The organism is Mycobacterium sp. DL440 (genome assembly GCF_011745145.1).
Taxonomy (GTDB): Bacteria; Actinomycetota; Actinomycetes; order Mycobacteriales; family Mycobacteriaceae; genus Mycobacterium.
In genome coordinates this window covers 514,706-531,694 of the sequence record NZ_CP050191.1, presented here as the reverse complement: position 1 = coordinate 531,694, position 16,989 = coordinate 514,706, and the positions used below count along the sequence as shown (strand labels likewise).

13 protein-coding genes are annotated in these 16,989 nt (G+C 66.8%); 5 read left to right on the top strand and 8 right to left on the bottom strand.

Features of this window, described 5'->3' with window-relative positions; genetic code table 11:
• The first annotated feature begins 10 nt into the window (after positions 1-10).
• Positions 11-475: a tRNA (cytidine(34)-2'-O)-methyltransferase gene (locus tag HBE63_RS02610; protein WP_166903013.1), complete on the top strand. Its 465-nt coding sequence runs from the start codon at positions 11-13 to the stop codon at positions 473-475.
• A 111-nt stretch (positions 476-586) separates the two neighbouring features.
• Here HBE63_RS02610 and HBE63_RS02605 read toward each other — a convergent pair whose 3' ends face one another.
• Together HBE63_RS02605 and HBE63_RS02600 are read right to left on the bottom strand one after the other, a co-directional pair.
• Positions 587-1,240 carry a nitroreductase family protein gene (locus tag HBE63_RS02605; RefSeq protein WP_166903011.1) on the bottom strand — a complete coding sequence of 218 codons (654 nt, stop codon included), beginning with the start codon at positions 1,238-1,240 and terminating at the stop codon, positions 587-589.
• A 158-nt stretch (positions 1,241-1,398) separates the two neighbouring features.
• The gene (locus HBE63_RS02600) at positions 1,399-1,971 is read right to left on the bottom strand and encodes an XRE family transcriptional regulator (RefSeq protein WP_166903009.1); all 573 of its coding nucleotides are present in this window, start codon (positions 1,969-1,971) and stop codon (positions 1,399-1,401) included.
• 261 nt (positions 1,972-2,232) lie between these two features.
• Here HBE63_RS02600 and HBE63_RS02595 point away from each other — a divergent pair, with 261 nt between their 5' ends.
• A complete protein-coding gene (locus HBE63_RS02595) occupies positions 2,233-3,213 on the top strand; it encodes a hypothetical protein (protein ID WP_166903007.1) in 981 nt (326 codons plus the stop codon).
• Between the two features lie 9 nt (positions 3,214-3,222).
• Here the strand turns inward: HBE63_RS02595 and HBE63_RS02590 are convergent, their stop codons facing one another.
• Positions 3,223-6,537 carry an error-prone DNA polymerase gene (locus HBE63_RS02590; protein WP_208301287.1) on the bottom strand — a complete coding sequence of 1,105 codons (3,315 nt, stop codon included), beginning with the start codon at positions 6,535-6,537 and terminating at the stop codon, positions 3,223-3,225.
• A gap of 154 nt (positions 6,538-6,691) precedes the next feature.
• On the opposite strand from HBE63_RS02590, the gene HBE63_RS02585 reads away from it, so the two are divergent.
• Positions 6,692-7,720 (top strand): hypothetical protein, encoded by a 1,029-nt coding sequence (locus HBE63_RS02585; protein WP_166903005.1) that lies wholly within the window; start codon positions 6,692-6,694, stop codon positions 7,718-7,720.
• 169 nt (positions 7,721-7,889) lie between these two features.
• Here HBE63_RS02585 and HBE63_RS02580 read toward each other — a convergent pair whose 3' ends face one another.
• The 3 genes from HBE63_RS02580 to HBE63_RS02570 all read right to left on the bottom strand — a co-directional run bounded on the left by HBE63_RS02580 (position 7,890) and on the right by HBE63_RS02570 (position 11,317).
• Positions 7,890-9,446, bottom strand: a complete 1,557-nt coding sequence (locus tag HBE63_RS02580; protein ID WP_208301286.1) for an APC family permease — start codon at positions 9,444-9,446, stop codon at positions 7,890-7,892.
• Positions 9,443-10,342: a universal stress protein gene (locus tag HBE63_RS02575; protein WP_166903003.1), complete on the bottom strand. Its 900-nt coding sequence runs from the start codon at positions 10,340-10,342 to the stop codon at positions 9,443-9,445. The genes HBE63_RS02580 and HBE63_RS02575 overlap by 4 nt, the downstream gene beginning before the upstream one ends.
• 105 nt (positions 10,343-10,447) lie before the next feature.
• Complete coding sequence (locus HBE63_RS02570) at positions 10,448-11,317, bottom strand: MaoC family dehydratase (RefSeq protein ID WP_166903001.1); 870 nt, start codon at positions 11,315-11,317, stop codon at positions 10,448-10,450.
• A gap of 80 nt (positions 11,318-11,397) precedes the next feature.
• Here HBE63_RS02570 and HBE63_RS02565 point away from each other — a divergent pair, with 80 nt between their 5' ends.
• Both HBE63_RS02565 and HBE63_RS02560 read left to right on the top strand, forming a co-directional pair.
• Complete coding sequence (locus HBE63_RS02565; RefSeq protein WP_166902999.1) at positions 11,398-13,425, top strand: SDR family oxidoreductase; 2,028 nt, start codon at positions 11,398-11,400, stop codon at positions 13,423-13,425.
• Positions 13,426-13,483: 58 nt separating this feature from the next.
• Entirely contained in the window at positions 13,484-14,515 is a 1,032-nt protein-coding gene (locus HBE63_RS02560) for a nucleoside hydrolase (protein ID WP_166909285.1), read from the top strand.
• 84 nt (positions 14,516-14,599) lie between these two features.
• On the opposite strand, the gene HBE63_RS02555 is transcribed toward HBE63_RS02560, so the two are convergent.
• Both HBE63_RS02555 and HBE63_RS02550 read right to left on the bottom strand, forming a co-directional pair.
• Positions 14,600-16,186: a DNA polymerase Y family protein gene (locus HBE63_RS02555; RefSeq protein ID WP_166902997.1), complete on the bottom strand. Its 1,587-nt coding sequence runs from the start codon at positions 16,184-16,186 to the stop codon at positions 14,600-14,602.
• A 3-nt stretch (positions 16,187-16,189) separates the two neighbouring features.
• The gene (locus tag HBE63_RS02550; protein ID WP_166902995.1) at positions 16,190-16,897 is read right to left on the bottom strand and encodes a hypothetical protein; all 708 of its coding nucleotides are present in this window, start codon (positions 16,895-16,897) and stop codon (positions 16,190-16,192) included.
• Positions 16,898-16,989: the final 92 nt, after the last annotated feature.

Here is a 16,989-nt window from a genome sequence, read left to right as displayed (position 1 = left end):
TCATCGTCGGATGTTCCGGGTGATGTTCTTTTCTCCTCGCATCGCACCTAATACCGGCAATGCGATCAGGATGGTGGCGGGCACCGGATGCGAGCTGCATCTGGTCGAGCCGCTGGGTTTCGATCTGTCCGAGCCCAAGCTGCGCCGGGCCGGCCTGGACTACCACGACCTGGCATCGGTGACGGTGCACGCCGATCTGGCGGCGGCGTGGCGCGCTCTGCTGCCGGCTCGGGTCTATGCGTTCACCGCGCACGGGACGACGTCGTTCACCGACGTCGCCTACCAACCCGGCGACGTGCTGATGTTCGGCCCGGAACCCACCGGGCTGGATGCCCAAACTCTGGCCGACCCCAATATCACCGCGCAGGTGCGTATTCCGATGCTTGCCGGCAGGCGGTCACTGAATTTGTCGAATGCAGCGGCTGTCGCCGCCTATGAGGCGTGGCGCCAACACGGCTTCGCCGGCGGCGTCTAGTTACGCCGCGGGCGTGGGCCGACACGCGGCCCACGCCCGAATCCCACAGAGTGTTCATACTCCGGCTTCACATTTACATCGGGCGCAACAGGCACCCCAGGGCGCCCCGGCTCACCAACTGTCCCAGTGTGAGAACTGCTCGGCGGGAAGGCGCTTGGCCTTCTTGAAATCGGTGCCCACGGTGTAGGCGATCGGGAACAGGCCCGCCTGGGCATAGCGATCGAACGGAATGCCCAGCAGTTCGGCGGCTTGCTTCTCGCCGTCGCCGAGCAGGTGCAGCGTCGTCCAGGCCGATCCCAGGCCCCGCGACCGCAGCGCCAACATGAAGCTCCACACCGCGGGCAGCAGGGACCCCCAGAAAGACGCACTCATCCCCGCCGGTGCGCCGTCGGGACGGCCTTCGAGGCATGGCACCAACAGCACCGGGGCCTTCTCGAAGTTGTCGGTGAGGTATCTGGCGGAGCTCGTTACCGCACCCATCTGCTGGTCGCGGACGTCGCCGCGCTCCGGCTTGGGCAGGTCGAGATAGGGATTGGCATTGGCCCGGTAGATGTCGGCCAACGCCTTCTTCTTTGCCGGGTCCTCGACGAAAACCCATTGCCAGCCTTGCGCATTCGACCCGGTCGGAGCCTGTAGGGCCAGGTCGAGGCACTCCATGATCACCTCACGCGAGACCGGCTTCTCGAAGTCGAGGCGTTTGCGCACCGAGCGGGTCGTGGTGAGCAGTTCGTCAACGGTCAAGTTCAGGGCTGGTTCGGCTGTCATGCGGCGAGACTACAACCGTCCGCCGAACCAGAGAAGCTCCCCAGCAGTTTGCTGGGGAGCTTCCAATCATCGTGCGCTGCAGTGCAACTCAGCTAATCGATGAAAGTTGCGCGCCGGAGCCTGATCGACGACGGCGCACGGGTGGTTTTCGCGGGGTTTCAGCCGGCGTTCTCGGAGACCAGCACGGGTTCCCAGCCGCCTGCCTGCGACTCGTCCGACGACCCGAAGTCGGCCGGAGCGGGGACAGCATGGATGCCATGGTCGTCGCCGGGCAACCCGCCAAGCGCAGCGATCGTGTCGCGGATCTTCGCCGCCTCGGCGTCCGTCGGCGTTGCGCCGGCCTCGAGTTCGTCGAGCAGACCGTCACGCAGACCGGCGCCATTGGCCACTTCCTGCGCCGACAGCTTGGCGTGGATGCGGGTGACGTAGATCTGCTGCCCCAGAGAGGAACCCGGTGCCGATGCGGCGTGGGACATCAGCGAGTCGTACCGCTGACGAACCCCACTGAGCGCCACGATGACCGCCGGGGAAGGCCGGTTGCTGCCGGCCGCCTCGGCCAGCGAGGCACGCAGCTTGCGCAGGCCGGACAGGACGACGTCGGCGCGCTTGTGGAACTTCTTGTCCTCGGGGAAAGGCAGTGCGTCGATAGCGGCGGAATACATGTGCATCGCCGCTTCCGACAGACTGACGATGACCGCCGAATCACCTTCCAGCGTCGCGTTTTGTCCCATGGGCCCTCAATTCTCAAGCGAACAGATCAACAGAAGTGAGCGGCCGGTTGCCGGAACTGTCGGGTCCGATTCACCACCGCTCACGGGGAGCACGCCGATGACACTAGCGGTTTTGGAGCGGCCCGTCATCGCCAGGGGCACTTGAAGAATGACGAAAAACAGAGTATGCGAGGAGGGTGCCACCGGCCGGTAGCACGCGGCGCGGAGGGTGGCCCTACTCTGTACGCGCACGGTGGCAGGCTTGGCCGACGGGAGGTCGACATGGCCGGACTAACTGAATCGACAAGGGCCGCTGAGTCTTCAGGGGGCGCCCCGCCGAACTACGACCAGGTGGGCGAGGTGACCGAGCCGATGCGGGTGGCTGTGGTGGATCCAGTGGCGCCGGCCAAGACGATGTCGGTTGACACCAGGCCCGGTATCGGGTGGCTGGTGTGTGGCGGCCTGGGCAGCCTGGCCATCATCTCCTACCTGCTGTTCAGCCCGGGACAACCCGGAAGCAAGGCCGAGTGGTTCTTCGGTGCCGTCGTCTTCGTCGTCGTGATGGTGACGATGTGGCTGACCCTCACCATCCAACGTCAGGCCAAATACGACATCGCGCAGGCCGACGAGCGCCTGCGGCGTGAGCTGGCGGCTGCCGACGAGCGCTCGGCGCTGGGACTCGCGCTGACCCAGAAATGGCATCGGGCCCAGATGGAGTCCCAGCAGAAACTGCACCACGCCGAACTGGCAGCCCAACGAGAACTGTCCCGCATCGAACGCAACAACCTGCTCGAGCAGCTGCAGAAGCAGGCGATGATCGAGGTATCCCGCGCGGTCGGAGCCCACACCCGGATGCTGGCGACGCTGTGGACCGAAGGTGCGACGCAACTGCGCAACCCGGACCGCGACGAGCGGGAAACCGCGATGAACGCGCTCTTCGCTCAGATCAGCCAGGTCGTAAGTGATGTCTCGGTCGAGTTGGACAACGCCCACCTGCTCAGCCAGGACGACCGCCTGCAGGACGCCCTGAACCGGGTCAACGATGCGGTGCTGATGGCGATCCAGGTCGCCGAGGATCTGCACGCCGACGTGGTCGAGGGCCGCACCCCGGAAACCAACCCCATCCCGGCCGTCCAGCACCTCCTGCATGAGCGGGCCACCGCCGCGCGGCGGTTGGCGTGGTCACTGCTGAGGACCGGGCTCGAGGACCGCGCCACTCCGGTCCCTGACCCATCCATCGACCCGTCCGTGGCGAGTGCCTGAGCCGAGCGCTCAGCGGAAGTCTCGCGATCGGGAGCCGACCCGCAGCGCGACTGGTTCCATCCGGTCGGCGATCACGGTGATCGCACCGCTGGCGTTCTGGACGATGCCACGCACCACCAGTGCCGGGGACGTCTGCGCCAGCTTGCGGTAGCGCGCCCACACCCCGGGGGCGCACAGCACGTTGACCATCCCGGTCTCGTCTTCCAGGTTCATGAACGTCACCCCCTGTGCGGTCGCCGGGCGCTGGCGGTGAGTCACCGCCCCGGCAACCAGGATTCGGGTTCCGTCGACAACGTCCAGCAACTTGTCGGCGGGGACAACACCGAGAGCGTCGAGGCCGGCGCGCAGGTACTGAGTCGGATAGCTGTCCGGTGAGATGCCGGTGGCCCACACGTCGGCGGCCGACAACTCCAGGGCGCTCATCCCCGGTAGCGGCGGCACGTGCGAGGAAGAGCCCACCCCTGGCAACCGGTCCGGCCGCTGGGTGGCCGCCGCGCCCGCCGCCCACAGCGCCTCGCGCCGACTGACCCCGAAACAACCCAGCGCACCGGCGGTGGCCAGCGCCTCGGTCTGCGGCACGGACAGCTGCACCCGGTTGGTCAGGTCGATCAGGGTGGTGAACGGCCCGTTGGCATCTCGTTCATCGACCAGCCGTTGGGCCAACTCGTCACCGATGTGGCGGACACTGCCCAGGCCGAGCCGCACATCCATGCCGCGGTTCTCGCACGTCGCGTAGGCCAGGCTGGCGTTCACACCGGGACCGTGCACCGTCACTCCGTGCCTGCGCGCGTCGGCGACCAGGGACTGCGGTGAATAGAACCCCATCGGCTGGGCCCGCAGCAGTGCCGCGCAGAACGCCGCCGGATGGTGCAGTTTGAACCACGACGAATAGAACACCAGCGACGCGAAGCTCAGCGAATGACTTTCCGGGAAACCGAAATTGGCGAACGCCTCCAGCTTCTCGTAGATGCGCTCGGCCACCTCGCCGTTGATGCCGTGAAGGTCACGCATGCCGTCGTAGAACCGGCTGCGTAGCCGCCGCATCTTCTCGGTGGAGCGTTTGGAACCCATCGCCCGGCGCAGCTGGTCGGCCTCGGCCGCGGTGAAACCCGCACAGTCGACCGCCAATTGCATGAGCTGCTCCTGGAACAACGGGATGCCCAGCGTTTTCTTCAGCGCGGATTCCATCGACGGATGGTCATAGGTGACCTCCTCCAAACCATTGCGGCGACGGATATAGGGGTGCACCGAACCACCCTGGATCGGGCCCGGCCGGATCAACGCCACCTCGACCACCAGGTCGTAGAACTCGCGTGGCTTGAGCCGGGGCAGGGTGGCCATCTGCGCGCGGGACTCGACCTGGAACACCCCGACCGAGTCGGCCTTCTGCAGCATCTCGTAGACCGCCGGTTCGGACAGATCCAGTTTGGCCAGGTCGACAGCGATGCCCTTGTGCTCGGCCAGCAGGTCGATGGCGTAGTGCAGGGCCGAGAGCATGCCGAGGCCGAGCAGGTCGAACTTCACCAAACCTATTGCCGCACAGTCATCTTTGTCCCACTGCAGTACGCTGCGGTTGGCCATGCGGGCCCACTCCACCGGGCACACGTCGGCGATCGGGCGGTCACAGATCACCATGCCGCCGGAGTGGATGCCGAGGTGCCGAGGCAGATTGGCGATCTGGGTGGCCAGCTCGATCACCGGCTGCGGGATGTCTTTCGCCTCCGGCGAGTCGGGACGCCCATTCCACCGGCTGAGCTGCTTACTCCAGGCGTCCTGCTGCCCCTGGGAGAACCCCAACGCCCGGGCCATGTCGCGGACCGCGCTGCGTCCGCGATAGGTGATGACGTTGGCTACCTGGGCGGCGTAGTCCCGACCGTAGCGCTCGTATACGTACTGAATGACGTTCTCGCGCAAGTCCGATTCGATGTCGATGTCGATATCGGGCGGCCCGTCGCGAGCCGGGGACAGGAACCGTTCGAACAGCAGCTCATTGGCGATCGGGTCGACGTTGGTGACCTTCAGCGCGTAGCAGACCGCCGAGTTGGCCGCCGATCCCCTACCCTGACAAAGGATGTCGTTGTCCCGGCAGAACCGGGTGATGTCGTGGACCACGAGGAAATAGCCGGGGAACTTCAGCTGCTCGATGATCCGCAGTTCGTGTTCGATCTGCGCGTAGGCCTTTTCTGCGTTGTCGACGGGCCCGTACCGCTCGGCCGCTCCCGCCATGACCAGATGCCGCAGCCAACTGTCCTCGGTTTCGCCGGACGGTACATCTGGGTACGGCGGCAGCTGCGGGGCGATGAGCGCCAGACCGAAAGAGCACTGCTCACCGAGATCGGCTGCAGCCGTCACGATCTCGGTACCGAACCGCCGGGCCATCTCCTCCCCCGAGCGCAGATGAGACCCGCCGAGCGGGGCCAGCCACCCGGCTGCGGTGTCCATCGAGTTGCGGGCCCGGATCGCCGCCATCGCCATGGCCAGCCGACCCCGGTCAGGCGCTGCGAAGTGCGCCCCGGTGGTGGCCACCACCGGTATCCCGAACCGCGACGCCAGCCCGGCCAGGATGGCATTGCGTTCGTCGTCACACGGATGGCCGTGATGGGTGAGCTCGATGCTGACCCGGCCGGCTCCGAACCGGTCCACCAGATCGGCCAGCGCGGCAGCGGCAGCTTCGGGCCCACCGCGGGAAAGCGCCTGGCGGACATGACCTTTACGACAGCCCGTGAGGATGTGCCAGTGCCCACCAGCGGCCTCGGTGAGCCCGCCGAAGTCGTAGCGGGGCTTGCCTTTCTCACCACCGGCCAGATGCGCCTTGGCGATCTCGCGGGACAACCGCCGGTAACCCTCCGGCCCGCGGGCCAGCACCAGCAGATGCGGGCCGGGCGGATCGGGATCCTCGGTGCGGGGAATGTTCCCCAGCGACAGCTCGGCGCCGAAGACCGTGGCCACGTCCAGCTCCCTGGCCGCCTCGGCGAACCGGACGGCGCCGTAGAGCCCGTCGTGATCGGTCAGCGCGATCGCCCGCAGGTTCAGCCGGGCCGCCTCCTCGACCAACTCCTCCGGCGTACTCGCGCCGTCGAGGAAGCTGTAGGCGCTGTGCGTGTGCAGTTCGGCGTAACGGACCGACGTTCGCGACCGGTCGAGTTCCGGCGGCTGATAGATGCTGCGCTTACGCGACCAGGCCGGGCTGTCCCCGCCGTCGCCGGCGGGCTCCAACGGCAGGCCGGAACGGCGGGGCTTGCCACCCGCGGCGGGCCGCGGCGACTGGCCAGAGAGCACCCGCTCCATCTCCGACCAGCTCGGCGGCCCGTTATGCCAACTCACCCCATCAGTGTATCGAACATGTGTTCGAGATCCAGCTGTTGGTGCAGCGGCAAGGCAACCGGTGAAGGTGGGTAGGTCGCGCCTCGTGATGCCGATCACGCCGCCGCCCCCTACGATGCCCCTGGGCTGGGGATCGGCTGTGAAAGGACGGGCAATGGCATCGACGTCAGCGTCAACGAAGTACATCGGCTACGTCGGTGGTGTCGCCGTAGCGGCGGGAGTCGGCGCGGCGCTCGCCGTGGCCGGACAGGGCACCGCCCACGCTGATTCCGGCGAAGGCGCGGCTAAAGGCTCGACCAAAAGCACATCGCAGCACGTCAAGGCCGGGCCCAAGCGCACCCAGGCCAAGACCGGCAAGACGAAGACTGGCGAGGCCGAGCGGCCCAAGCCGTTGTCCAAGGTCAAGGACAACGTCAAAGACAGCCGCGAAAAGCGGGCCGGCAAGATCGAGAAGGCGGCTACCCAGGTCACCGATACCGCCAAGGCCACCAAACCGGTGGCGGCCACGCCCAAGCCGAAGCCCAGCGCCGACGAGTTCGAGGCCGGTCAGGTCGCCAAGCTCAAGGACTTGTTCGCCCCGAAGCAGGCGGCTCCGAAGCCGGACCCGGTAGTGGTCGACAAATCGGACACCGAGACCGTCGCGCAACCGGCGAGCAAGTCGATCGTCACCCCGAAGCTCGCTGCGGTGCAGACTCAGGCCGACACCGCGGACGATGGCCAGGCATGGGATCTCAACCCGTTCCGTGACAATGATCCGGAGCCGACGGACATCCCTGAGCCGATCATGAATCTGCGGAATGCGTTGATGAACACAGCCCTTCCCGACGAACTCGATCCATTCATCCGCGAGGCGACCGAGCAGATCTACCGGGGCAGCCAGATCGTGCCTTGGGTGAATGCGGTGATTCCGATCAGCAAGATCCTGCCGAGCCTGGCCCCTGCGCTAGGTGATGACGATGCAGCTCGAGATGCCCGGCAGACGATCATCATGGAGCTGATCAAGACCACCCCACCGGGTTCGGCGGTGTACTACGGCTACGACATCGTCGCCGACCTCATCAATCAGGAAGCCTCGGGTGCCGAACTCAAGGACACCACTGTCGCGACGGTGTGGGATCTCCTCGATCCGTTCCACGTCGCCCACAATCCGGGTAAGTCCGGTATCGGCAACGCCGCCGGATAGTTCGCGTACGTAACGTGGTGGCGATTTTTGAGTTGTTTTTCCGCCACCACGTTACATTCGCGGAAAGTGAGCGTGGCCCCGCCACTGCGCCGAGCAAACAGCGCAACGTGGTTCTAAATGATTTGCGCTGTCGCTCATTTCACTGAATTCGCCGAATCGGACAGTACGTCTACTCCACGAGTGACGGCGTGTCGTGCCGGAGTGTCTCGCCTCGGAAGAACGCTGGGTTGACCGACCGCCAGACGAACATGAGCACGGCGCCCAGCAGCAGGATGCCGAAACCCATGAAGAACACCAGCCCGATACCGCCGATCGCGGCACCACTGCCGTTCTCCGGGTTCATGCTCTCTCTGATCGCGATCACGAAAACCAAGGCCAGCATGATTCCGCCGAGCAGGGGGAACAGGAACTTGAACACCATGTTGTGGGCGCTGGTGAACAACTCCCGACGGAAATACCAGACGCACGCGAATGCTGTGATGCCGTAGTACCAGCAGATCATGATGCCAAGGGCGGCAATGGTATCCAGCAAGGCACTCTCGGACAGCAGATTCACCACGGTGTAGAAGGCGCCGGTCACCACGCCTGCGGTGATGGTCGCGAAACCGGGCACCAGGTAGCGCGGGCTGACCTCGGCGAAGCGCGACGGGAATGCCTTGTAGGCACCCATCGCCAGCATCGCCCGCGCGGCAGGCAGGAAGGTGGTCTGCAGGCTGGCCACCGACGAGGCCAGGATCGCCAGGAACAGCAGCGGTCCCGCCCAGCTGCCCAGCACCGGATCGGCCAGCGCGGCGAACACGTTGTCCTCGTGGTCCGGATTACCCAGCCCCAGACCCTCTTCCCCGATGCCGGCGTACATCATCACCGCGACGGCAACCAGCAGATAGGTGGCCAGGATCGAGAGCACGCACAGCAGTCCGGCCCGGCCCGGCACCTTCGTCGGGTCCTTGGACTCCTCCCCCAGCGTCAGGCAGGTGTCCCAGCCCCAGAAGGCGAAGATCGATCCGGTGAGGCCGACGGCGAACACACCGAAAGTCAGTCCGGTGAACGGATCGAACCAATCCAGGTCCAATGACAGCCCGGCCGGCGCATCGCCGCGGCCCACATGAACGAACGCCATCACCGCGAACGCCAGCAGCACCACCATCTGGAAGCCGACCATGACGTACTGCACGCGCTCACTGGTCGTGATACCGCGACTGGCGATGGCGGTGGCGATGGCCAGGAACACCAGCGTCGTGACGATGTTGATGGCCTTGTTGTCGGTGAGATCGGCGATCGAGGGATGGTTGGTGATCCTGGCGATGAACAGATAGAAGAACTCCACCGCGATGGCGGCGAGGTTGGACAACACGATGATCGAGGCCATCACCATGCCCCACCCGCACATCCAGCCGACATAGGGGCCAAATGACTTGGTGGACCAGGTGAACGACGCCCCGCAGTCGGGCGCACGCGAGTTCAGCTCGCGATAGGCGTAGGCCGTCAGGAACATCGGGATGAACCCGGCGATGAAGATCGCCGGCATCTTCAGTCCGACGGCGGCGACGATCAACCCGATGCTCGCGGTCAGCGTGTACCCGGGTGCCACGCACGAAATCCCGAGGATCGCACCCGAGAACGTGCCGACCTTGCCTGCGGCGAGCCCCTTGGACACCAACCCGCTGGACTGCTCGGCACCCGCAAGCTTTTGATGCGACGCGGATTCCGATGCGGACTCGGTCATGAGTGGTCCTCGCCGTCTTTCAGTTCATCCCGGGGCACAACCACCATCGGCACGTCCAACACCCGCAACATCTTGGCCGCCGTGGAACCGAGGAAGATCCGCCGCGGCGCACTGAGCCGGCTGGATCCGACCATGATGATGTCGCCGTCGTCCCAACCCAACTGTTCGACGGCGGCTTCGACGCTCGGGCCGGTCACGATGGTGGAGGTCACCGGAAACTCAGCCGGCAGTTCATTTCTGGCGACTTCCAGCGTCCGCTCGGCATGGGCGAGCGCATGGGCCCGCACTGCCTCGCTGTCTCCCCGCAACGAGCCGAACGTCGGATCGAGGGCGACCAGCGACGCCAGACGCAGCGGTATGTCCGCGGCCCGACTGGCCCGTACCGCGGTGGCGAGCAACAGATCCGAACCCTGGCGTTGGCCGATGGCGCAGGTGATTTCGTGTACCCGCTCGACTTTCGAATCGCGGGTTCCGCGCGGCGCCACCGCGACCGGTACCGGTGAGGAGTGCAACAGCTCGTTGACCACCGATCCCAGTGAGTAGCTGCCGACCAGTCCCCCACCCGCGCCGCCGACCACGATGGCGGCCGCCCGCAGCCGCAGCGCTTCCTGGATCAGACCGTCGGCGAACGACTCGTCGAAGCTCAGATACGTGTGCGCCACAACGTCGTCGGGCACCGAGGCCAGCGCGTCGTCCAGCCAACCCTGCGCCTGCTCGGCCAGCACTTCCTCGTAGCCGCCCTTGGGAACGGTGCCGGGAGGTGCGTTGTCGGGTGGCAGCACAATGCAGATGTTCACCTCGGCATCCAGCGTCCGGGCGAACCGGACTGCCAACGCCAGCGCATCGGCGCCACCGGGAGTGGCCAGATATCCAACGACCAGGTTTACCTGCGTCATCCGCCACCACCCATCCCGCACCGCGCCGTGCGCCCGTAGTGGTCCGATCCTGTCAACCCACCACGCGGTGTGCAGCACTTCTACGAAATTGCCGGACCGGCTGGATCACTGGGAATACTCGGCGACGCCGTCCTCCAGCACGAGGCGGGCATCGGCACCGTCGGTCCCGGCAGCCTCGGTGCGGAACACCGCCCGCCCCGGTTCGGTACGCCAAATCGACGTGGTCAGCGTCTCACCCGGGAACACCGGCGAACTGAACCGCGCAGCCACCGCCTGAACCTTCGTGGCGTCACCGCCTCCGAGTTCGGCAACCAACGCCCGCCCGGCCACCCCGTAGGTGCACAGACCGTGCAGGATCGGCTTCGGGAACCCGGCCAGATTCTTCGCGAACCACGGATCGCTGTGCAGCGGGTTGCGGTCCCCGGACAGTCGATAGATCAGCGCCTGATCCTCGCGGGTGGGCAACGCCACCTGGGCGTCCGGTTCGCGATCGGGAATCTGCGGCGCCACGGGACGTTGCCCCGGCTGCCCGCCGAATCCACCTTCGCCCCGAATCACCACGGTGGTAAGGGTTTCCGCGACGACCTCGCCGCTGGCCGGATCGGTGCCGATGCCCTTGAGCATGACCACCGCGTTCTTGCCCTCACCCTTGTCCTGGATGTCGACGACCTCGGAGACCACGCTGAGCTTCCCGGCCGGGGGCAGTGGCCGGTGCAGCCGGATCTCCTGGGAGCCGTGTAGCAGCATGCCGAAGTTGAACGTGCCGATCTTTAGCGCCGCCGGAAAGGCCGAGCAGGCGATCACCGCATACGTCGGCAGTACCTGCTGTTCGATCTCGTGACTGTTCTCGGTGGTGAACGCGAGATCTGCGGTGCCCGCGCCCACGCCGATGGCGTACAGCAGGGTGTCGCGGTCGGTCCAGTCGAACGGAATCGGATCGGTGGTCTCGCCAATGGCTTCCGGATTGAGGGGCATGCGTGCCGACGATAGCGGCTCAGCGGTTCAGTTGACCGGCCTTGTTGACGTTTGCTCGATCTCAGGCCACGATGACTCGCATGCGCTATGTCGTTACCGGCGGTACCGGGTTTATCGGCCACCGAGTCATCACCCGGATTCTGTCCCTCGAACCCGGCGCCGAGGTGTGGGTTCTGGTGCGCCGTGAGTCGCTGACGCGGTTCGAGCGGCTGGCCCAGAACTGGGATGAGCGAGTGAAACCGCTGGTCGGTGACCTGACCGCGGCAGATCTCGGACTGTCCGACACTGACGTCGCGGAGTTGGGTGATGTCTCGCATGTGGTGCACTGCGCAGCCGTCTACGACATGACGATCGGTGAATCCGAACAGCGAGCGGCCAATGTGGAGGGCACCCGCGCGGTGATCGACCTGGCCCGGCGCCTGGACGCCACGTTGCACCACGTGTCTTCGATCGCCGTGGCCGGCAACCATCGGGGCGTGTTCACCGAGAACGATTTCGACGTCGCCCAGGACCTGCCCACGCCGTATCACCAGACCAAGTTCGAGGCCGAACTGCTGGTGCGCTCGACGCCGGGCCTGCGCTACCGGGTGTACCGACCGGCCGTCGTGGTGGGTGATTCGGCGACCGGTGAGATGGACAAGGTCGACGGCCCCTACTACTTCTTCGGCGTGCTGGCACGCCTGGCCGCCCTCCCCAGATTCACGCCGATGATGCTTCCCGACACGGGTAGGACCAACGTGGTGCCGGTGGACTATGTAGTTGAAGCCGTCGTCCACCTCCTGCACATCGACGACAAGGACGGCGAAACCTTCCACCTCACCGCACCGAAGACCATCGGGCTGCGCGACATCTACCGCGGTGTGGCAGGAGAGGCCGGACTGCCTCCGCTGCGCGGGTCGCTGCCACGGGCCACCGCCGCGCCTGTCCTTCAGGCACGGGGACGGGTCAAGGCGGTGCGCAACATCGTCGCCACCCAGCTGGGCATCCCCGGTGAGGTGCTCGACGTGGTCGAGCTGCGGCCGACCTTCACCGCAGACAACACCACCGCCGCGCTGCGCGGTACCGGGATCTCGGTACCCGAATTCTCTTCGTACGCACCGAAACTGTGGCGTTACTGGGCCCAGCACCTCGATCCCGACCGGGCCCGTCGCGACGATCCAGCCGGCCCCCTGGTCGGCAGGCACGTCGTCATCACCGGTGCTTCCAGCGGTATCGGCCGGGCTTCGGCCATCGCGATCGCCGAACGCGGCGCCTGCGTCTTCGCGCTGGCCCGCAACGGTGAGGCGCTCGACGACCTGGTCACCGAGATCCGCTCGGCCGGCGGGCAGGCCTACGCATTTACCTGCGATGTCACCGATTCGGCGTCGGTCGAGCACACCGTCAAGGACATCCTCGGCCGGTTCGACCACGTCGACTACCTGGTGAACAATGCCGGCCGGTCCATCCGCCGGTCGGTGGTGAACTCGACCGACCGCCTGCACGATTACGAACGGGTGATGGCGGTCAACTACTTCGGCTCGGTACGCATGGTGCTGGCGCTGCTGCCGCACTGGCGCGAGCGCCGGTTCGGCCACGTGGTCAACGTGTCCAGCGCGGGCGTGCAGGCCAACAGCCCGAAGTACAGCGCCTACCTGCCATCCAAGGCCGCACTCGACGCCTTCTCCGAGGTGGTCGGCACCGAGACCCTGTCGGATCACATCACCTTCACCAATATCCATATGCCCCTGGTGAAGACGCCGATGATCGCACCGTCGCGCAAGCTCAACCCCGTGCCGCCGATCTCTGCCGAGCATGCCGCGGCCATGGTGGTGCGCGGTCTGGTCGACAAGCCGGCCCGGATCGACACCCCGCTGGGCACCGTCGCTGATTTCGGCAATTACCTGACCCCGAAACTGTCGCGCCGCGTTCTGCATCAGCTGTATCTGGGCTATCCGGATTCAGCGGCCGCACGGGGCCAGATCGGTGAGAACCCTCCGGGGACCGCAGGCGAGCCGGCGCAACGGCGGCCGAAGCGGCCGGTCCGCAGCGGCCGCGCCCTGCGGGTCCCCCGTGCAGTGGCCCGCCCGGTCAAACGGGCGGTGCGGTTGGTGCCCGGCGTGCACTGGTAGCCGATCTGGTCTTATCGTTGACGGCGTGACGCCACCGCCGCTGAGCGGCGAATCGATGATGCCCGTGTTCGCCGACGTCGACACCGGTGTCGATGATGCGATGGCCCTGGCATATCTGTTCGCCAGTCCCGAGGCCGAGTTGGTCGGTATCGCATCGACCGCGGGAAATGTTCCGGTGCAACAGGTCTGCACCAACAACCTGGGCCTGCTGGAGCTGTGCGGGGTGACCGGGATCCCGGTCTCCAAGGGGGCCGAGCAGCCGCTGAGCGCACCGCTGCGCACCGCCGAGGACACCCACGGGCCACAGGGCCTGGGATATGCGCAGTTACCGGACAGCGACCGACTGCTCACCGCACACGACGCCGCCGAGGCCTGGGTGCGGGCCGCACACGCGCACCCGGGTGAATTGATCGGACTGGCCACCGGACCCCTGACCAACCTGGCGTTGGCCATGCGCGCCGAACCCACCCTGCCCAAGCTGCTGCGCCGGCTGGTGATCATGGGCGGGGCCTTCGACTACCGCGGCAACACCACACCGGTGTCGGAATGGAACATCAGCGTGGACCCCGAGTCCGCCGCCGAGGTATTCAGCGGCTGGAACGCCGCCTGGGGTCTCGACAAGGCCACCCATGTGCCAATCGTGCTGGGCCTCAACCTCACCGAGAACATCGCGATGACGCCTGCGCTGCTGAATCGACTGGCGGCGTCAGCCGGGTCGCCGTCGGCGGCGATGAGCGTGCTCGACGAGCGGGGCACCCGGTCGACGGCTGACAATCCGTTGATCCGCGTCCTCGAGGATGCCATGAGGTTCTACTTCGAGTTCCATTTCGACACCGGCGACGGGTACCTGGCCCACCTGCACGATCCCCTGGCCGCCGCAGTCGCGCTGGACCCCGGTTTGGTGAGCTACCGGGAAACCACGGTCGACGTCGAACTGAGGGGCAGTCTGACCCGCGGCATGACAGTGGCCGACTGGCGCGGGCACTGGGGCCGTCGACCCAATGCGCTCATCGGCACAGAGGTCGACCCGACGGTGTTCTTCGACCGGTTCATCAGCCGCGTGGGCACCTTCGCGCAGCGCCTGGGCTGAGCCCACCGGCTCCCGCTCCCCCCACGTGAACGTGTTGGCCAGGATCCCGCGAAATCTCGCAGTCTCCTTCACGTTCGACGGCGCTCATTCATAGGCCCCCTCCAGATACCACCGGCGCTGCCGATAACACAGCAGCAATGCCAGCCCCTCCTGGTCATCATCTCCGGAACCCAACAGCACTTGAACCCGCGCGGTGCGTCCGGCACCCCGGTTCTCCGGGTCCCACCACCGCTCGTCGACCGGCCACGGCCCTGCCCACCAGCGCAACCTGCCGTCACGCCTGCCGGCGCCGGACAGCCGCGCCGGATCGGCCGAGAACAACCCGCGGCTGGTCACCCGAACCGGTTTTTCCTGTGCGTCAAGCAGTTCCACCGGGTCGTCGAGCAGTACGGTCGGCGAGGGCTCGGGCAGCCGACCGGGCCAGGGCTGCCGCGGATCAGCTCGTGGCACCGGCTCGTCCCCCAACGGCGTGAAGGTGATGCGCTCGGCAGGACCACGGCCACCGCTGAGCACCGGCACCTGCACCGCCTCCGGACCGAGCAACCCCTGAACCCGCAACAGCGCACGCCGGGCCCGCAATCGGTCCTCCTCCCCTATCCCGCCCCACAGCGGTAACTGCAGCGCCGCCGCCGAAATCACCTCCACCGGGCGCAGGCGCAGCACGGTGACCGGGGCGGTGGGCCGTTCGGCGGTGCGGCGGTTCAGCCAGCCGTCCAACTGCCAGCGCACGCGGTCGGCGGTGGCATCCTCGGTCAACGGTTCGGCACATCGCCAGACGCGTTCCAACTCTTCGCCATTGGCGGTGACAGCGTGGATGGACAGCCGGGTACAACCCACCCCGGCCGCCTCCAGGTTTCGATGCAGGTCGCCGGCCAGTGACCGGCCCGCGAAGGCTGCGGCATCCACCCGTTCGATCGGCGGGTCACAGTTCATCACCGCATCGAGCTCGATGGCCGGATCCCGCCCGGAGGGACCCCGGCCCGGCTCGCCGCAGGAGAACCGGTGCGCGGCCACCGCGTCGGCCCCGAACCGGGAGGCCACATCGGTGCGGGACAATTCGGCGAACTGGCCCAGGGTTCGGATACCCATCCGCCACAACAGGTCTGCCAGGTCCTCCCGCCCGGGCGCGGCCAGGGCCGGTTCCGTGGCCAATTGCCGGATCGACAGCCCCGACAAGAACGGCGCGTCGTTTCCGGGTTCGACGATGCAACCCGCCCGGGCGGCGAACACCGCGGTGGAGAGCTGATCGGCGATACCGACCTGACATTCGGCCCCCGCCGCGGCGACAGCGTCGATCAATCGTTCGGCCGCTACCGGTTCCGACCCGAAGTACCGCGCCGCTCCACGCACCGAGACCACCAGCAGTCCCGGCCGCAGCACCTCGACGCGCGGCACCAGATCGTCGACGGCAAGTGTCACGTTCTCGAAATGGCGAGCGTCTCTGGCCGGGTCGGCGGTGACGACATGTAGTTGCGGACACCGGGCCTGCGCCTCGCGTCGACGCAATCCACGTCGCACCCCACCCGCGCGCGCCGACGCCGAACAGGCGATCACCCGGTTGGCCAATGTGACGGCAACCGGCACCGTCGACGTCAGACCCGCCGCCGTAGCCGCAGCCACCGCCGGCCAGTCCATACACCAGAGAGCCAGCACCCTGGAATCGGCGGGCACGCGCTAACCTCCTGCTGCACAAGCGGTTCCGATGGCCCGCCCACGGGTGCGCATGGCCAGCCGGACCCGGCTGATCCGGCCACGCCCGGGCATCGGAGCGTCCTGGCCGGCGCCGGCCAGCTCGTAGCCGGATACCCGGGCCTCCAACCGTGCCGATGCACCCTGCCAGTCCCCGTCGGTGACCAGCAAGGTGCAGCCTTTCTGCCGGGCCCGCGCTGCCATCACCCGGGCCCGACTCGGCGGCACCGAACGCCCGCCCAGGCCGAGCACCACCAGATCCATCCCGTCCATCAGCACCGCAGCCACCTCGACGGGATCGGCGCCCGGATCGGGGACCACCGCGAGCCGGCTCAGATCGGCGCCCATCTCCACCGCGGCCAGCAGGCCGACATCGGGCTGGCCGATGATCACCGCATGTCCACCCGCGGCCGTCACCGCCGCCACCAGGCCCAGCGGCAGCGACCGGGCGCCGGAGGCCACCGCGACCGACCCCCGCGGCAGCATCGTCGGCAGGCCCTCGAGCAACGTCTCAACCAGCGTTTCAGGCGGTGCCAGCAAAGATTCCCGAGCCGGGGTGACCGCCCCGGGCCGGGGCACGTTCCGAGGCGTGGAGCCGACCTTCCCCGATACCGTCGCGATTTTCCTGCGGAGATGTTCTACCTGTTCAGAGCGGGTAAGCCGGCGTAGATCGAGCTCTGCCGCAGCAGTCACAACAACACCTCCCGCACCATCCGCCCATCGGCTTTTTCGAATATATGTTCGATTGCTAGAGTAAACACCTACCCCCCGACAGCGTCAAGCTG